A 15462-nucleotide genomic window follows, 5' to 3' on the forward strand; every position below is an offset into this window, starting at 1 on the left:
GTTCAACCGGTCCTGCGCCGCCGCCGATGACTCGTATCGCACAGGGGATAGATCTTCGAGCGGCGGCACAGGCACACCGCGACCTGGAAACGGTCGCAGCGGACCACGGTCCCGTCGTCGGTGACCAACTCGACCGGCCCTTCGATCAGGGCCGGCCCTTCCGCGGTGAGGTGCACCCGGCGGGGTTCACCGGTTGATTCGGTCGGCACGGATGACCACCAGCTCCTCGTTCGTCTCGTCCGGTGCGATCAGCCCGGCCTCGCGCAGCCATGCCGCTCGCCTGCGGAGCACGGGTCCGAACGCGGTCGTCTCGCGCGCCACCACGGCGGCCTTCAGCCCGCCCGCCCGCAGCCGCTGGATCGTGGAATCCGTTCCGCACAAAGCCGATTGGACGATCAGCGCGGTGCCGTCGACGTTGAGCGCGGCGGGCAGCAGATCGCACAGCGGGTCCAGGACGGCACGCCCGGTCGGGCCCGCCTCCCAGGCCCGGGCGCGGCCCCGCGCCGGCGCCGTCGACGGGCCCGGAACGTAGGGCGGGTTGGCCAGGACGGCATCGAAGCGGCGGTGTCCGAGTATCTCGGCCAAGTCCAGCTTCAGCAGCTCCACCGAGATTCCGCGCAGCCGCGTGTTGCACCATGCGGACAACAGCGCCCTTCGGGAGATATCAACGGCCGTAACAGTTTTCGCACCCATGAGGTGTGCGTGCACGGCAAGCGCGCCGGTTCCGGTGCACAAGTCGAGCACATCCCGGCCCGGCGGGATCGCCGCCGCCGTCATGGCCCGCATCAGGAGCCGGGTGTCTGCTTGTGGCCGGTAGACGCCCGGCGTGCGGATCAATCTCATGGCGCGCGAATACCCCCGTGGCGGTGTTCAATCGGAGACGAGGTCGTCGGTGCGCAACGAGCTGCGGCCCGCGCCCCAGCTGTCCTCGAGCAGATGCCGTTCGATCCGCTCCTCCAGCAGGTTGGTGACCTGGATGCCGAGGACGATCGAGGCGGCCTGATCGGGCTCCTGCCGGAGCAGATCGCCGATCACCTCACGGCGCATGACCTGTTCGTGCACGGCGTCGGCCTCGACGTGTTCGGTGTAGAAGCGAATACAGGCCGGGTCGGCGTTCATCCGGCGCAGCGCGTCGGTCAGCTGTCGCGCCGCGGGCGGGGAGGTGATCTCCACGGTGGCGAAGTGGCCCACCAGCGCCCCGCGCCAGCGGCCGTGCAGGCCGAACAGCGACATCATGTTCACCAGGGCCAGCATCGGGGCCGGGACCACGTCCAGATAGTGCAGGTAGTCCGGGCACAGTCCGGCTCCCGCGAGCAGGTCGGCGAACAGCCGCGCGTGCACCCGGTCTCCGCGTCCGCCGCCGAACTCGTCGAATTCCACCGCGACCAGAGCGGCCTTGGCCTGCCCGCGCAGCCGCGGAATCGCCCACACGTATGGATCGGCCTCTTTGTGGTGGTAGATCGAGCGATGCGCGAAGTACTCGCGCATCTGCCACCATCGGCCCTCGGCCGACAGGTATGCGCCGACCCCGCCCGGTTCGGCCGGTGCGGCGGTCAGCGCGTCCAACTCGCGGTCCAGGTCATCGCCCCCGGCGACGTCGCGCAGCAGCGTGGTCGCGAAACGGTCCTCGAGGCTCGCGCGCAGGCGCAGCACCTCCGGATCCCATTCCCGGTCCGGGTGCACCGATTCGAAGCCGTGGTAGTGCAGCTCGTAGCACATGTGCAGGGCCAGGTGCAGGTCGTCACCGTACGGGTCGGCCGTGTCGATCCGGGGCACGGGCTGCGGGGGATCACCGCGCAGCAGGGCGCGCACCCCCGCGGAGATCGGCCCGCGCGGTCGCGGCAAGGCCGCGGCGGCGGGGTCGAGGACGACGGACGGCGCGTTCGCGGGGCGGTCGGCCGGGGATTGATCGGCTTCGACGGCAGTGGAAGTCATCACGAGGCTCCTCACGGTCGGAAATCATGCGCCGGGCAGCGTGGGCTCGACCGCAACGAGTGCGTGTTACCCGGGATCGGCGCCGGCATGCACGCACTTCGCACCCGGCGGGGGAGTCTCAGCTCGGGAGCGCTTGCTCGCGCAGGGCGGTCAGGGTATGGGTGAGGATGCGGCACACCTGCATCTGGGACAGGCCGATCTGTTCCCCGATCTGGGTCTGGGTTCGATTCTCGAAGAACCGCAGTCGCAGCACTTCGCGCTCGCGGGAGGGCAGCTCGCGCAGCAGCGGGGCCACGGTGAGCGCCTCCTCGGTGATCCGGTATCCGACGTCCTCGGTGCCGAGTTCGTCGGCGATGCGGGTGGCGGCGTGGTCGCGCTCGGTATCGCTGGGTGAGGTATCGATCGTGTCGGCGGTGTAGGCGTTGGCCGCCAGCAGCGCCTGGGTCATGTCCAGGCGATCGACACCCAGTTCGGCGGACAACTCCGAATTGGTGGGCATGCGGTGCAGCCGCTGCGCGAGCCGTTCCACGGCGGGGCCGATATCGGCCTGCAACTCCTTGGCCGGGCGCGGCACCCGCACCGCCCAGGTGCGGTCGCGGAAGTGCCGGCGCACCTCACCCATGATCGTCGGCACCGCGAAGGAGACGAACGTCGCGGCCTTGGCCGGGTCGTAGCGGTCGACGGCGAGAACCAGTCCGAGCGAAGCGACCTGGTACAGATCCTCGAAGGACTCCCCGCGCCGGGTGTAGCGACGGGCGATGTGCTCGGCCAGGGGAAGACACTGGTCGATGATCTCCACGCGCAGCCGGGTGCGCTCGGGATCGCCGTCGGGCAGGCCCGTCATCTTCTCCAGCCACGGCTCGATGCCGTCGTACGGGTCGTTTCCGCGGTGAGAACGTGCGCTGGGCGCCGAACGGGTGAGCGTTTGTGAGGTCATAGACACCTCCGGAGCGACGAGGTCGGTTGCGGTTCGGTGCGCTGTTGGTTTTGAACGTCACCACATCAGAATGTCGCGGCCTCCAGTATTGCCGAAACTGCCCGCCACGTCAGCCCCCGCGTGACGTGCGGAACACCGATCAGCGGCCACCAATTGCGGTCCCGACCGGCCGAATGCCGGCTCGCCACTTCCTCCCCGCGGGATCGCCGCTGATCGCTTCCGGGAGGGACGGCGGGAGGGAATACGCAATACATCCGGTCACGCCGAGTTCCTGTGCAACCACATTCGGGCGATCATCGCCCGTGCGGGCGGCGAGGGCATCAGGAGTCGGGGGCGGCCGGCGCCGCGCCGAACATGACGCGCTGCCACCAGTCGTCCAGCGGACTCGGTTGCGGCCACCGGACATCTTCGGTGCCGCCGGGGGGTTCGGTTGCCGCCGTACGGTTTTCGGAATCCGTGCGGTCGAGACGCATGGTCGACATCGCTCACTCCAGCTTGCTAGGGGTAAAGGCAGCGGCGTATTTCCCGAACGTGCGTACTTCAAACCGATTCGCCGAGGTGGCGGACCCGGGCACGGTTGCGCGCGGGCGTGTAGGAGGCCCGATTGCGGGTATCGCGACGCCGGGCGTGGCGTCGCCCTTTTTCGCCGTCCGATGCCGCGCCTACAGCTTGCGAGCCGGGGGTTGCCCGGACACGTCGGACGACGCAGGAGGTGCGTGGTGCAGATCGGATACAAGCTGGCCGCCGAGGCGTTCGGGCCCACCGAGCTGATCCGGCAGGCGGTCCGCGCCGAAGCGGTGGGATTCGATTTCGTCGAGATCAGTGATCACTTTCATCCCTGGCTGGACAATCAGGGCCACTCGCCGTTCGCGTGGACGGTGCTCGGTGCGATCGCCGCGCGCACCGAACGCATCGGGCTGGCGACGGGAGTCACCTGCCCCACCGTCCGCTATCACCCCGCGATCATCGCGCAGGCCGCCGCCACGGTGGCAGTGACGTCCGGAGGGCGGTTCACCCTCGGTGTCGGGTCGGGGGAGCGGCTGAACGAACACGTGGTGGGTACCGAGTTCCCGGACGCGGTGCGGGTGCGGCACGACAAGCTCCGGGAAGCGCTCGACATCATCCGGCTGCTGTGGCGCGGCGGATACCGCTCCTACCGAGGCGAATATCTGCAGTTGTCCGACGCCCGGATATTCGACCTGCCCGATGAGCCGCCGCCGATCGCGGTGGCGGCGGGCGGGACCGCGGCCGCGCGCCTGGCCGCCGAGTCCGGCGACGGCATCTTCGCGACCGAGCCGTCGGCGGACGTCGTGGCGAACTATCACCGCTTCGGCGGCGACGGTCCCTGCTATGCGGAGGTTCCGGTCGCGTGGGCGCGGGACGAGCAAGCCGCCGTGCGCGCGGCCCTGGACACCTCGCGGTGGGCGGTGACCGGCTGGAAGGTGATGAGCGAGCTGCCGAATCCCGCCAATTTCGCCGCGGCCACCACCACCGTCCGCGAGGACGACATTCGCGGCCAGTTCACCTGCGGCTCGGACCCCGAGGACTACGTCCGGGCCGTCCGGCAGTACCTCGACGCCGGGTTCGATCGTCCGGTGCTGATGAACGCCGGGCCGGACCCGGACGGATTCCTGGACCACTTCCGTGATGAACTGGGTGACCGGCTGCGGTTGTTGAGCGCCGACGCGGGCCGCCGATGGCCCACACCGGACTCCGTCGACGCCGCACCCCGCTGATCCGATATTTGCGCGCCACCGGTCGCTGATCCGCCGGATATGGACCGGTTCCGGACGATTGACCGAGGATCTGCCGGGTACGCGCAGAAAGAAGCCGCACATACCGCCGCTGTCGTCGACGAAGACGAAGATCCTCAACGACGAGAATCGCCGAGCGGGCCGGCCGGCGGCTTCGGTGGCATCGCGTAGCGACACGTGCAAATCTCCGAATCGATGGGAATCGACCGTGATGAACCGCCCATCCTTGCCGCGCAGACTCTGGCGTACCGCGCCCTGGAGTTCGAACCCGCTGATGCGTGGTTCGGACCGCTGGGAGGCGGCAGCCCGCATCATCGCCGTCGTACTGCTGCTGGCCGCCATCCCGCTCGCGGTGCACGCGGGGACGGCCCGCTACGAACAAGCCCTCGTGCAGGAACGCGCGGATGCCGCGGCGGCGACCACCGTGACCGCGATCGTGACCGAACACCCCACGGCGGTCGTCCAGGACAGCGCCGCCACCCCGAAAACGTGGCAGACGCGGGTCGCGTGGACCCGGGCCGGCCGCACGCGCACGGCCGTCATCGACGTCCCCCCGACCGTCGTGCCGGGTGACCGGCTCCCGGTGCGGGTCGGCGGGGACGGCCGCCCGATGCAGAACCTGTCACCGGCGGATCTGGCCATGGGCGACGGCGTGGACCGGGCGATGAAGGTGTTCGGCTGTACCGTCCTCGGGGTCGGCGCGCTGATGGCCGTGGTCAGTGCGTCCTGCGCGGTGCGGCGCCGCGCCGACTGGAGCCGGGAGTGGCTCGGTCTGAGCCGGACGGTCAATCGCGGATGGGATGTGCGGCCCGGCGAATAAGCCGGTGAGCGCAGGGTAGGTCGCGGATATGCACACAGGGATCGATCAGCTTCTGCACACGGTCACCCGGGTTGCGAATACGCTGCAGAGCGAGGACATTCCGTTCGCGGTCGCCGGGGGATGCGCGGTGTACGCCCGGGGCGGGCCGGCGTCGGAACACGACGTGGACATCTTCATCAAACCCGGCGACGCCCAGCGCGCCCGCCAGGTTCTGGTGCGGGCCGGGCTGCAGGCGGTCGATCCGCCGGAAGACTGGCTGACCAAGGTCTACGACGGAGAAACGTTGGTGGACTTGGTCTTCGAGCCGAACCAACGAGCCGTCACCGACGCCTTGCTGGCCCGCGCGAGCACCCTGCGGATCGGCTCGACGGTGGCGCCGGTGATCAGCGCCACCGATCTGATCATCGACAAACTCATGGTGCTCGATTCGCACCGGCTCGATTTCACCGCGCTGCTGCAGACGGCGCGGGAGCTGCGCGAGCAGGTGGACTGGACGCGGGTCGCCGAGGAGACCGGGACGTCACCGTATGCCCGGGCCTTCCTGGGACTGCTCGAGGATCTGCACATCAGCCGTGACGGCGACGCGGTCACCGACGACCTGTTGCCGCAATATCTCGCGGCCAACCTGCGCCGGGTGCTGGCGGAGGACCCGCGGACGGCCGAACTCGGCGTCCAGGTGAGCGTCCGGGACAACGCGGTGGTGCTCTGCGGTGAGGTGAGCAGTATGCGGAGGCGCGCGCAACTCGAGGACGTGGTGCGCCAGTACGCACCGAAAATGCGGGTGCACAACGATATTCGCGTGAGTGTCCCGGACGTCCCGGCCGATCACGAGCGGCTCGACTGATGGCGGGAATCATTCGGATCGGCGCGGTCGGTGACGTCCATCTGGGCGAGGATTCGGCCGGATCCCTGCGGCCCGCACTGGCGGCTCTGCCCGATCACGCCGATGTGCTGCTGCTGGCGGGCGATCTGACCCGGCACGGCACGGTGGCCGAAGCGCGGGTCGTGGCAACCGAATTCGCGCGCATCGGCGTCCCGGTGATCGCGGTGCTGGGCAATCACGACCACCACAGTGACGCCCAGGACGAGATCGCCGCATTGCTCGACGATCACGGCATCACCGTGCTGGAGGGCAGTGCGGCGACCATCGGCGTCGGCGGGTACACACTCGGCATCGCGGGAACCAAGGGATTCGGCGGTGGCTTCGCGGGCCGGTGCGCCAGCGCGTTCGGAGAACGCATCATGCGTGAATTCGCTTCGTACAGCGTCGATCTGGCCGATTCGCTGTGTGCCGCGCTGGATGGGCTGCAGACCGACGCCAGAGTCGCGCTGACGCACTACGCCCCGATCGAGGGCACCCTGCACGGCGAGCCGCGCGAGATCTATCCGTTCCTGGGCTCGTACCTGCTCGGCGAGGCGATCGATACGTGCGGAGCGGAGTTGGCGCTGCACGGGCACGCGCATGCCGGCACCGAACGCGGGACGACACCCGGCGGGGTCCGGGTGCGCAATGTCGCTCAGCCGGTCATCCACTCGGCCTTCGCGGTCTACGACCTGCCGGTGCAGGCACAGGCCCGCACCGCCTAGTCCTGGTGGGCATGTTCGGGCATCGCGCGCGCCGGACGGGCCCGAGAAGGGGATCGATGTCCAACTGCATAGCGCGGGAGGGGCGGGGTAAGGCGCTGTTGTGGTGATGGAAGCCACTGCGCGGCAGCGGTTGTCGCGCGCTCCAACGATGAAGGAGGTCCAGCGATGCCGGATCGTAACAACCCGGGTCAGTTCGGGAACCGGAAGGATACCCAGGAGCAGGCCAGTCGCGGCGGCCGAGCGAGCACCGGAAGTTTCGGTCAACCCAATGCCGCCGATCCGCGCGAGGCGGGCCGCAAGGGAGCCCAGGCGCAGCCGGTGGAGGCCAAGGCAAGGGGTGGCCAGCACAGCCACAGCGGCCGGTGATGCGCACGATGAGACCGGGCGGCGCGCGCTGCCCGGTCTCATCGGTGTCGCGCGGCGTGCCGGTTCGGGGAGTGCGGATCGGGTAACCGGCCGACGTACAGCTCATCCGGGAAGGAGCCGCAGTCATGGGTGCCACCCTCGCGCACAAGCTGATCGGATCGCACCTGGAGTCCGGGGAGATGACCCCGGGTGCGGAGATCGCGATCCGAATCGATCAGACCCTGACCCAGGACGCCACCGGCACGCTGGTCATGCAGGAACTCGAGGCCCTCGAACTCGACCGGGCGCGCACCGAGGTCAGCGTGCAGTACGTGGACCACAACCTGTTGCAGGCCGACGCGAAGAACGCCGAGGATCACGAGTATCTGCGCACCGCGGCACAGCGATTCGGCCTGTGGTATTCCAAGCCGGGCAACGGGGTGTCGCATCCGACCCATATGCAGCGGTTCGGAGTTCCGGGGAAAACCCTGGCGGGCTCGGACTCGCACACGCCCGCCGCCGGTTCGCTGGGCATGCTCGCGATCGGAGTGGGCGGATTGGAAGTGGCGCTGGCGATTTCGGGCCATCCGCTGCGGCTGCGGATGCCTCGGATATGGGGTGTTCGGCTGGAAGGTGAACTGCCGCAGTGGTGTTCGGCCAAGGATGTGATCCTCGAGATGCTGCGGCGGCACGGCGTGCGCGGCGGAGTCGGCTCGATCATCGAGTACCACGGCCCCGGTCTGGCCGGGCTGTCGGCGATGGATCGCCACGTCATCGCGAACATGGGCGCCGAACTGGGCGCGACCACGACGGTCTTTCCCAGTGACGAGGCGGTGCGGGAATTCCTGCGGGCGGAGGACCGCGAGCAGGACTGGACCGAGTTGGCCGCCGACGCCGACGCCGAGTACGACCATCGCGAGACCATCGATCTGGCCGCGCTCGAACCGCTCATCGCCCGTCCGAGTTCGCCCGGCGACGTGGTGCCGGTGCGCGAGGTCGCGGGCGAGCCGATCGCGCAGGTGGTGATCGGATCCAGCGCCAATCCGGGACTGCGGGATTTCGCCGTCGCCGCGGCCATGGTGGCCGGACGCCAGAGCGTTCCGCAGGTCAGTTTCGATGTGAATCCGACCTCGCGGGAGATCCTGTCCGACCTCATGGCGATGGGGGCCACCACCGACCTGGTCACGAGCGGCGCGCGGATCCATCAGGCCGGATGTATGGGGTGCATCGGCATGGGCCAGGCCCCGGCCAGCGGCGCCAACTCGCTGCGGACCATGCCGCGCAATTTCCCCGGCCGCTCGGGCACCGAGGAGGACTCGGTATGGCTGTGCTCGCCGGAGACCGCGGCCGCCTCGGCGCTGACCGGCGTCATCACCGATCCCCGGGACTGGGCCCGCGAAGAGCACGTCGAGTACCCGGAACTCGCTCTGCCGCAACGGCATTCGGTCAACACCGCGATGCTGGTCGCGCCACTGGACCCGGCCGCCGCGCGAGCTGTCCGGCCGGTCAAGGGGCCCAACATCTCCAGCCTGCCCGAATCCGGGGAACTACCCGATCAGCTGCGCGCGCCGGTGCTGCTGAAGGTCGGTGACGACGTGTCCACCGACGAGATCTCCCCGGCCGGGGCGCGGGCACTGCCGTTCCGCTCCAATATCCCGGAACTGGCGAAGTTCACCTTCACTCGGATCGATGCGTCGTATCCGCAACGGGCACAACAGCTTCCCGGTCCGGGGCATATCGTCGTCGGCGGCGGCAACTACGGGCAGGGCTCCTCCCGGGAACACGCCGCGATAGCGCCGCGCTACCTCGGCCTGCGGGCCGTCATCGCCAAATCCTTCGCCCGCATCCACTGGCAGAACCTGGCCAATTTCGGGGTCCTGGCCCTGGAATTCGACGACCCGGGCGACTACGACACCATCGACCGCGACGACGAACTGCTCCTGGACGACCTGCGCGACACCCTGCCCGCCCAGGACACGCTGCGGGTGCGCAACGTGACCAAGGATCGGTCGTTCGTCGTTCGGCACCGGCTGTCACAGCGTCAGGTGCGCGATGTGCTGGCCGGTGGCCTGATTCCGCGGCTGGCGCACTCGCGCTGATCCGGCTCCGCGGCCGGCCCGGATCATTCCGGGGGTACCCGCTCCTGCAGGGTGAGCAGGAGGTGGTCGAATTGCGTCACCACCTCGGGCGATGGTTTGGCGACTGTGGGCAGCTCGGCGATCAGCTGCTCGGCCAGAGCGCGCAGTTTGATGTTGGTCTCCTGGGAACGCCAGGTCAGCACCTTGAAAGCCTGGGCGGAGTTGATCCGGTACATGCACATGAGCACGCCCTTGGCCTGTTCGATCACCGCGCGCGAGGCGACGATTTCCGGTAGGCGCTGCTCCACCGTTTCGCGTTCGGTATCGGCGATGGCGTTGGACAGATCGATGTAGAAACCCGCGGTGCCCACGGGGCGTGCGTCGGCGTCGAGGATGCGATCGGCGACGACCATGACGGTGTGCTCGGTCCCGTTGGTATCGATGAAGCGGTGCCGGCTGGAGAACGGCTCCCCGTGCTCGGTGGACCGGGTGATCGCCTCGGCGACGTTGTCACGGTCGTCGGGGTGTTTGTGAGCGAGGAGTACCTCGGTCGTGGGCTCGATCTCTCCGGGCTGGTAGCCGTGCATCCGGTAGATCTCCGGCGACCACTCCCAGCGTTGGTTCGCGAACCAGAATCGGAAACGCCCGGCCGAAGTCCGCTGCCCGGCCGGGGAACCGGGTAACGGGTACTGATCTTCGGCATCGGGCGCCGCGGAAAATGGGGAACTCACCACTGAATTATGTCCTGGGTCGGTTTCGGCCGCGCACGGGCGTCGTCTTTCCGGCAGTCCTGCGATCAGCCGGAGAACAGCACGTCGTAGCGTTCCCCCGGCCTACCCGGATCGGACGGTCAGTCGCGCAGCGCTCGCTCGCGCAGACCGGCGAGTGTTGCGCTGAGCAACCGCGAGACCTGCATCTGGGATACTCCGATGCGCTCCGCGATCTCGGTCTGCGACCGGTTCTCGAAGAATCTCAAGCGCAACACCTCCCGCTCGCGCGGCGGGAGGTCGTTCAGCAGCGGCGCGATCGCCAGCGCGTCATCGGTGACCTGGTAGCCGTTGTCCTCGCTGCCCAGCTCTCGCACGACACGGGCGGCGCCGGGGTCGTGGTCGGGATCGTCCGGGGAGGTGTCGATGGAATCGGCGCTGTGCGCGTTGGCGGCCAGGAGTGCCTGGGTGAGTTCGGTCCGGCTGACGTCGAGTTCGGCGGCCAGCTCGGAGGTCGCGGGCATGCGGTACAGCCGCTGGGTGAGTCGCTCCACGGCCGGGCCGATGGCGCCCTGCAACTCCTTCGCCGGGCGCGGCACCCGCACCATCCAGGTCCGGTCGCGGAAGTGCCGCCGGACCTCACCCATGATCGTCGGGACGGCGAAGGAGATGAACGAGGAGCCCTTGCCCGGGTCGAAACGATCCACCGCGAGCACCAGGCCGAGGGAGGCGACCTGGTAGAGGTCTTCGAAGGCCTCCCCGCGCCGGGTGTAGTGGCGGGCGATGTGCTCGGCCAAGGGCAGGCAGCGGTCCATGATCTGCTCACGCAGCGATGCGCGTTCGGGATCGCGGGCGGTCATGGCCGCCATCTTCTCCAGCCACGGTTCGATGTCGTCATAGCTGTCGTTGCCACGATTGGACCGTGCGGTCGGAGCTGTCGCGGGGGCAACTGTCGGGTGCGAGGTCATGAAATACCTCCGGCGACCATGTCGGCTGCGGGCCGCGCTCCAGATTTTGAACGCCATCGCATCAGAAGGCCGCACCAACCAGTATGCCTGGATAGTCCCGCTGGGTCACCCGCGCGGAGTCACCGAATTTGGAAATCGCGCTCCAGGTCCGTGAGCAGCACCGCCACCCGATCGCCGCCGTCGAGGGGTTCGACCTCCGCGTACGGGACCGGCCCGTGCCGGACCACGCGTACCCGCATCGGCGAACGGCTGCCCACTCCGTCGGTTCGGGCGACAACTGTGCCTCGGGTGATCATCTGCATGATGTCCTCTCCGCTTTCGCCGACGAATTCAGGAGTCCGACTGGGAGACGGCGGACACCACCAGACCGGACTGTTCGTTGCCCACTGTGCGAGCGATGTCGGCCTGCGCGATGATGCCGACCAATTCGTTGCCGTCGAGCACCGGGACGCGCCGGATCCGATGTAGCGCCATCAATCTCAGCACCGTGGTCACGTCGTCGTCCGCGTGCACCATCACCGGTGTGCCCTCGGCCAGTTCTCCGGCATGCACTCCTCGCGGATCATGCTGTGTCGCAACGACTTTCACGACGATATCGCGGTCGGTCAGCATACCCTTCAGCTTCCCGTCCTCGCCGCAGATGGGTAGCGACCCGACGCCGAGTTCGGCCAGTGTCCGAGCCGCCTCGAGTACGGTGTCGCTGGCGCGCACGCAGCGCACCCCGGGAGTCATGACCTCTCGTGCGGTTGCCATCGGATCTGTCCTCCTGTGGTCCCGCGGGCGCGGGTCAGTCGCGGCCCAGGGCGTGGGCGAGCTGGGATTTGGTCATCTTGGAGCGGCCCTCGATATTGCGTTGGCGCGCTTCGTTGTACAGCTGGTCGCGGGTCGGCCCCTGGGCGCCCGAATGGGAGCGCTGTCCGCCGCGCCGCTGTGGCGAGGTGTCCCGGACCGTGGAACGGCTGGCGGTGCGCGTCTGGCCGGACTGGGCGCGGTTCTTGTTCACGGTCCGCGCGGCGATCTCCTTGGCGCGCCGATCACTCGCGCCGCGGGACTTCTCCGAATCGCGGATGTGATCGTATTCGCGCTCCTGTTTGTCGGTCCAAGCCTTGGGCATGACATACCTCCTGGATGGCAGGACCCGCGGATCGGGTCCGCTCGGCACTACTACTCGCCGCCTACCCGCTGATCGGCGATCGACACGCGCCGCGCCGATCGAATTGCCGCATTTTTTCCGTCCGTCTCGCCTCGTGCCGCTCGACGCCGGAAAGTGCGCCGTTACCAGGCGGGCGGCGCCGGATCGGGCACCGGCGGAAGTATCGGGCGGGGGTCGGGCTCGGGGCGCGAGGGGTACGGATCCGGCGGTGGCGACGGATCCGGGATCGGCGGCCGGGGAGCGGGATCCGGCACCGGCTGCGGCGGGGCGGGGTCCGGATTCGGCGGCAACGGGGCAGGGTCCGGGTTCGGTGGCAACGGGGGGCGAGTCATATCGGGCGGCTACCCCTCGCCCGGCTACGTAATCGGGCGGTACGACATCTCGACCCGCCCGTTCGGACCTCAGCGCAGCGCCGGCAGGATCTCCTTCTCGTAGGCGTCGAAGAAGCCGTCGAGATCCGGGCCGATCTGCTGGATGTACAGCTCGTCCACGCCAGCGTCGAGGTACGGCCGCAGCACCTCCAGGTGGCGTTCGGGATCCGGGCCGACGGCGAAGTGCCGTCGGCTGTCCTCGCGGTCGACCAGCGTCGTGGCCGCCTCGAAATCCGCTGGGCGGGGCAGGGTTTGGGCGAGCTGACCGGGAAGCAGATCGTTGGCCCACAGCCGGTGCGCGGCGTCGAGCCCCTCGCTTTCCTGTGCGGCCCAGGACACCTTGACCCCGGCCTGGACCGGTTTGTCGCCGCCGCCGCTGTCGCGGAAGGTGTCCACCAGCTCCCGGTCCGGCACCACGGTGCAGTAGCCGTCGCCGATTCGGGCGGCCAAAGCCGTTGCCTGCGGGCCGAATCCGGAGATGTAGATCGGCACCGGCTGCTCGGGCAAGGTGTAGATCCGCGCCTCCTGTACGCGATAGTGCGGCCCGTCGTGGCTGACGGTGCCGCCGCGGTGCATCCGGCGGATCAGCTGCACCGCCTCGTCGAGCATGTCCAGCCGGGTCGCCGGATCCGGCCAGCGATCGCCGAGGATGTGCTCGTTGAGCGCTTCGCCGCTGCCGACGCCGAGCGCGAACCGGCCGTGCAACTGCACCGCGGCGGTGGCGGCGGCCTGGGCGATGATCGCCGGATGCATGCGCACGGTCGGGCAGGTGACCGCCGTCGTCACCGGCAGCGTGGTGGCCTGCGACAGCGCCCCGATCGTGCCCCAGACGAACGGGCTCTGCCCCTGGGCGTCGTGCCACGGATGGAAGTGGTCGGAGATCCACAACCCTTCGAATCCGGCCTCCTCGGCACGTCGAGCCTGGTCGACGAGTTCGGTGGGGCCGAACTGCTCACTGGAGAGAAAGTATCCGATGCTGACCATGTCGCCCGGTTACCCCGGCGGCACGGTGGTATTCGCCGGGCATGATTCCCGATGCCGCCGCCGCGCCCCATGTCCTGCGTGAGTACTCGTTCCTGGCCGACGGGCAACGGGGAGCGCTGGTCGGGCCGCGCGGCGACATGTCCTGGCTGTGCGTGCCGGGGTGGGACGACGACGCGGTGTTCGCGACGTTGCTGGGCGGTCGCGGCATGTACTCGATCACGCCGGTGACGCCGTTCGTCTGGGGCGGGAGTTATGAACCGGGCACCCTGCTGTGGCGTTCGCGCTGGGTGGCCGGCTCGTCGGAAATCGGATGCCGTGAGGCACTGGCCTTTCCGGGCGATCCGCACCGCGCGGTGGTGCTGCGCCGGATCGTGGCCGAACGCGGCGATGCCGAGCTCGATGTATTGCTGCGCCCCGCAGCCTGTTTCGGAGCCCGGCCGCTGGCGGAGCCGCGCCTGGGCGCGGACGGAGTGTGGCGGGCACGGTCCGGACCGCTGCGGCTGCGCTGGTCCGGTGCGCCGGAGGCGACCGTCTCGGGTTCCGCGGACGATCTGTACTGGAAGACGCGGATCCGGGTGCCCGCGGGCGAATATCGCGACTTGGTGCTCGAACTCGCGGACATCGAGCTGCGGGACTCCGCCCCGGACCCGGAGAACCTCTGGGCCGCAACGGAATCCGCGTGGAAGCGGCAGGTCCCCGCGATCGCGCCGAGCGTCGCGCCGCGCGACGCCGTACAGGCCTACGCGGTACTGCGCGGGATGACCTGCGACACCGGCGGGATGGTCGCCGCCGCGACCACCAGCCTGCCCGAGCGCGCCGATCAGGGCGAGAACTACGACTACCGGTACACCTGGATCCGGGATCAGTGCCTGGCCGGCCAGGCGGTCGCCGCGGCCGGAGCGCATCCGCTCCTGGACGCCGCGGTGTCGTTCACCGCCGAACGCCTGCTGGCGGACGGACCCGACCTCGCACCCGCCTACACCACCTCGGGCAGGCCGGTTCCGGCCACCCGGGAGATCGAGCTGCCCGGTTATCCGGGGGCGCAGCCGGTGGTCGGCAACCGGGTGCGCAAGCAGTTCCAGCTCGACGTCTTCGGGGAGGCGCTGTCGCTGTTCGCCGCCGCGGGCCGGGCGGGCAGATTGACCGACGATCACCGCCGAGCGGTCCGCGCGGCCGTCGACGCGATCGCCGACCGGTACGACCGGCCGGATGCGGGCATCTGGGAGATCGATGACCGCCTGTGGACCCATTCGCGGCTGACCTGCGCCGCGGGGCTGCGCGCGGTATCGGCTTGCGACGCGACCGGCGCCGAGATCGATCGCTGTACGGCGATCGCCGATCAGCTGATGACCGAGACGTCGCGGACGAGTCTGCACGCCGACGGGGGCTGGCAGCGGGCGCCGGACCTGCCCGAGGTCGACGCGGCGCTGCTGCTGCCGATGATCCGCGGGGTGGTTCCGGCCGCGGATCCGCGCTACCGGGCGACCTTTCGCGCCGTGCTTCGCGAATTGTGTTCGGACCACTACATTTTCCGCTATCGCCACGAGGGATGCCGGCTGGGGGACAGCGAGGGGGCGTTCCTGCTCTGCGGATTCACGATGTCGATCGCCGCGGCGCAGCTGGGCGAGCCGGTGACCGCGATGCGGTTCTTCGAGCGCAATCGGGCCGCGTGCGGAACGCCGGGACTGTTCGCCGAGGAATTCGACGTCACCGAACGTCAGCTGCGCGGCAACCTGCCCCAGGCGTTCGTCCACGCCCTCCTGCTCGAGTCATCGATACGCCTTGCCGCAGTACAGGATTCGCCGGATCGGTGAGCAGCGATC

The 15462-nt window shown here is 69.2% G+C and carries 18 protein-coding genes; 7 read left to right on the plus strand and 11 right to left on the minus strand.

Features of this window, described 5'->3' with window-relative positions:
• Nucleotides 1-2: 2 nt before the first annotated feature.
• The 5 genes from AC5WS7_RS18775 to AC5WS7_RS18795 form a co-directional block, all read right to left on the minus strand.
• On the minus strand, nt 3-209 hold the full coding sequence (locus tag AC5WS7_RS18775; RefSeq protein WP_495955780.1) for a CDGSH iron-sulfur domain-containing protein: 207 nt from the start codon (nt 207-209) through the stop codon (nt 3-5).
• Nucleotides 187-843, minus strand: a complete 657-nt coding sequence (locus AC5WS7_RS18780; protein ID WP_495955781.1) for a HemK2/MTQ2 family protein methyltransferase — start codon at nt 841-843, stop codon at nt 187-189. Before AC5WS7_RS18780 ends, AC5WS7_RS18775 begins: the two co-directional genes overlap by 23 nt.
• A 27-nt stretch (nt 844-870) precedes the next feature.
• Complete coding sequence (locus AC5WS7_RS18785) at nt 871-1935, minus strand: iron-containing redox enzyme family protein (RefSeq protein WP_495955782.1); 1065 nt, start codon at nt 1933-1935, stop codon at nt 871-873.
• Nucleotides 1936-2053: 118 nt separating this feature from the next.
• Complete coding sequence (locus AC5WS7_RS18790) at nt 2054-2872, minus strand: SigB/SigF/SigG family RNA polymerase sigma factor (protein ID WP_495955783.1); 819 nt, start codon at nt 2870-2872, stop codon at nt 2054-2056.
• A 320-nt stretch (nt 2873-3192) separates the two neighbouring features.
• A complete protein-coding gene (locus AC5WS7_RS18795) occupies nt 3193-3354 on the minus strand; it encodes a hypothetical protein (protein ID WP_495955784.1) in 162 nt (53 codons plus the stop codon).
• A gap of 237 nt (nt 3355-3591) precedes the next feature.
• On the opposite strand from AC5WS7_RS18795, the gene AC5WS7_RS18800 reads away from it, so the two are divergent.
• The 6 genes from AC5WS7_RS18800 to AC5WS7_RS18825 all read left to right on the plus strand — a co-directional run bounded on the left by AC5WS7_RS18800 (nt 3592) and on the right by AC5WS7_RS18825 (nt 9477).
• Complete coding sequence (locus tag AC5WS7_RS18800; protein ID WP_495955954.1) at nt 3592-4608, plus strand: TIGR03557 family F420-dependent LLM class oxidoreductase; 1017 nt, start codon at nt 3592-3594, stop codon at nt 4606-4608.
• 229 nt (nt 4609-4837) lie between these two features.
• A complete protein-coding gene (locus tag AC5WS7_RS18805) occupies nt 4838-5446 on the plus strand; it encodes an Rv1733c family protein (RefSeq protein WP_495955785.1) in 609 nt (202 codons plus the stop codon).
• 28 nt (nt 5447-5474) lie between these two features.
• Nucleotides 5475-6290 carry a nucleotidyltransferase family protein gene (locus AC5WS7_RS18810; protein ID WP_495955786.1) on the plus strand — a complete coding sequence of 272 codons (816 nt, stop codon included), beginning with the start codon at nt 5475-5477 and terminating at the stop codon, nt 6288-6290.
• Nucleotides 6291-6298: 8 nt separating this feature from the next.
• Nucleotides 6299-7033: a metallophosphoesterase family protein gene (locus AC5WS7_RS18815; protein WP_495955955.1), complete on the plus strand. Its 735-nt coding sequence runs from the start codon at nt 6299-6301 to the stop codon at nt 7031-7033.
• A gap of 165 nt (nt 7034-7198) precedes the next feature.
• Complete coding sequence (locus AC5WS7_RS18820) at nt 7199-7399, plus strand: hypothetical protein (protein WP_495955787.1); 201 nt, start codon at nt 7199-7201, stop codon at nt 7397-7399.
• A 125-nt stretch (nt 7400-7524) separates the two neighbouring features.
• Entirely contained in the window at nt 7525-9477 is a 1953-nt protein-coding gene (locus tag AC5WS7_RS18825) for an aconitate hydratase (RefSeq protein WP_495955788.1), read from the plus strand.
• A gap of 23 nt (nt 9478-9500) precedes the next feature.
• Here AC5WS7_RS18825 and AC5WS7_RS18830 read toward each other — a convergent pair whose 3' ends face one another.
• The 6 genes from AC5WS7_RS18830 to AC5WS7_RS18855 form a co-directional block, all read right to left on the minus strand.
• Entirely contained in the window at nt 9501-10187 is a 687-nt protein-coding gene (locus AC5WS7_RS18830; protein ID WP_495955789.1) for a PAS and ANTAR domain-containing protein, read from the minus strand.
• Between the two features lie 119 nt (nt 10188-10306).
• Nucleotides 10307-11131 (minus strand): SigB/SigF/SigG family RNA polymerase sigma factor, encoded by an 825-nt coding sequence (locus AC5WS7_RS18835; RefSeq protein ID WP_495955790.1) that lies wholly within the window; start codon nt 11129-11131, stop codon nt 10307-10309.
• Between the two features lie 119 nt (nt 11132-11250).
• The gene (locus AC5WS7_RS18840) at nt 11251-11433 is read right to left on the minus strand and encodes a hypothetical protein (protein WP_495955791.1); all 183 of its coding nucleotides are present in this window, start codon (nt 11431-11433) and stop codon (nt 11251-11253) included.
• A gap of 28 nt (nt 11434-11461) precedes the next feature.
• Nucleotides 11462-11884, minus strand: coding sequence for a CBS domain-containing protein (locus tag AC5WS7_RS18845; RefSeq protein WP_495955792.1), 423 nt, complete (start codon nt 11882-11884; stop codon nt 11462-11464).
• 34 nt (nt 11885-11918) lie between these two features.
• The gene (locus tag AC5WS7_RS18850; RefSeq protein ID WP_495955793.1) at nt 11919-12245 is read right to left on the minus strand and encodes a plasmid stabilization protein; all 327 of its coding nucleotides are present in this window, start codon (nt 12243-12245) and stop codon (nt 11919-11921) included.
• A 440-nt stretch (nt 12246-12685) separates the two neighbouring features.
• Complete coding sequence (locus AC5WS7_RS18855; RefSeq protein WP_495955794.1) at nt 12686-13639, minus strand: TIGR03557 family F420-dependent LLM class oxidoreductase; 954 nt, start codon at nt 13637-13639, stop codon at nt 12686-12688.
• A 41-nt stretch (nt 13640-13680) separates the two neighbouring features.
• Here AC5WS7_RS18855 and AC5WS7_RS18860 point away from each other — a divergent pair, with 41 nt between their 5' ends.
• Entirely contained in the window at nt 13681-15453 is a 1773-nt protein-coding gene (locus AC5WS7_RS18860; RefSeq protein ID WP_495955795.1) for a glycoside hydrolase family 15 protein, read from the plus strand.
• Nucleotides 15454-15462 lie beyond the last annotated feature (9 nt).

It is taken from the genome of Nocardia sp. PLKS1-43, from assembly GCF_059510335.1.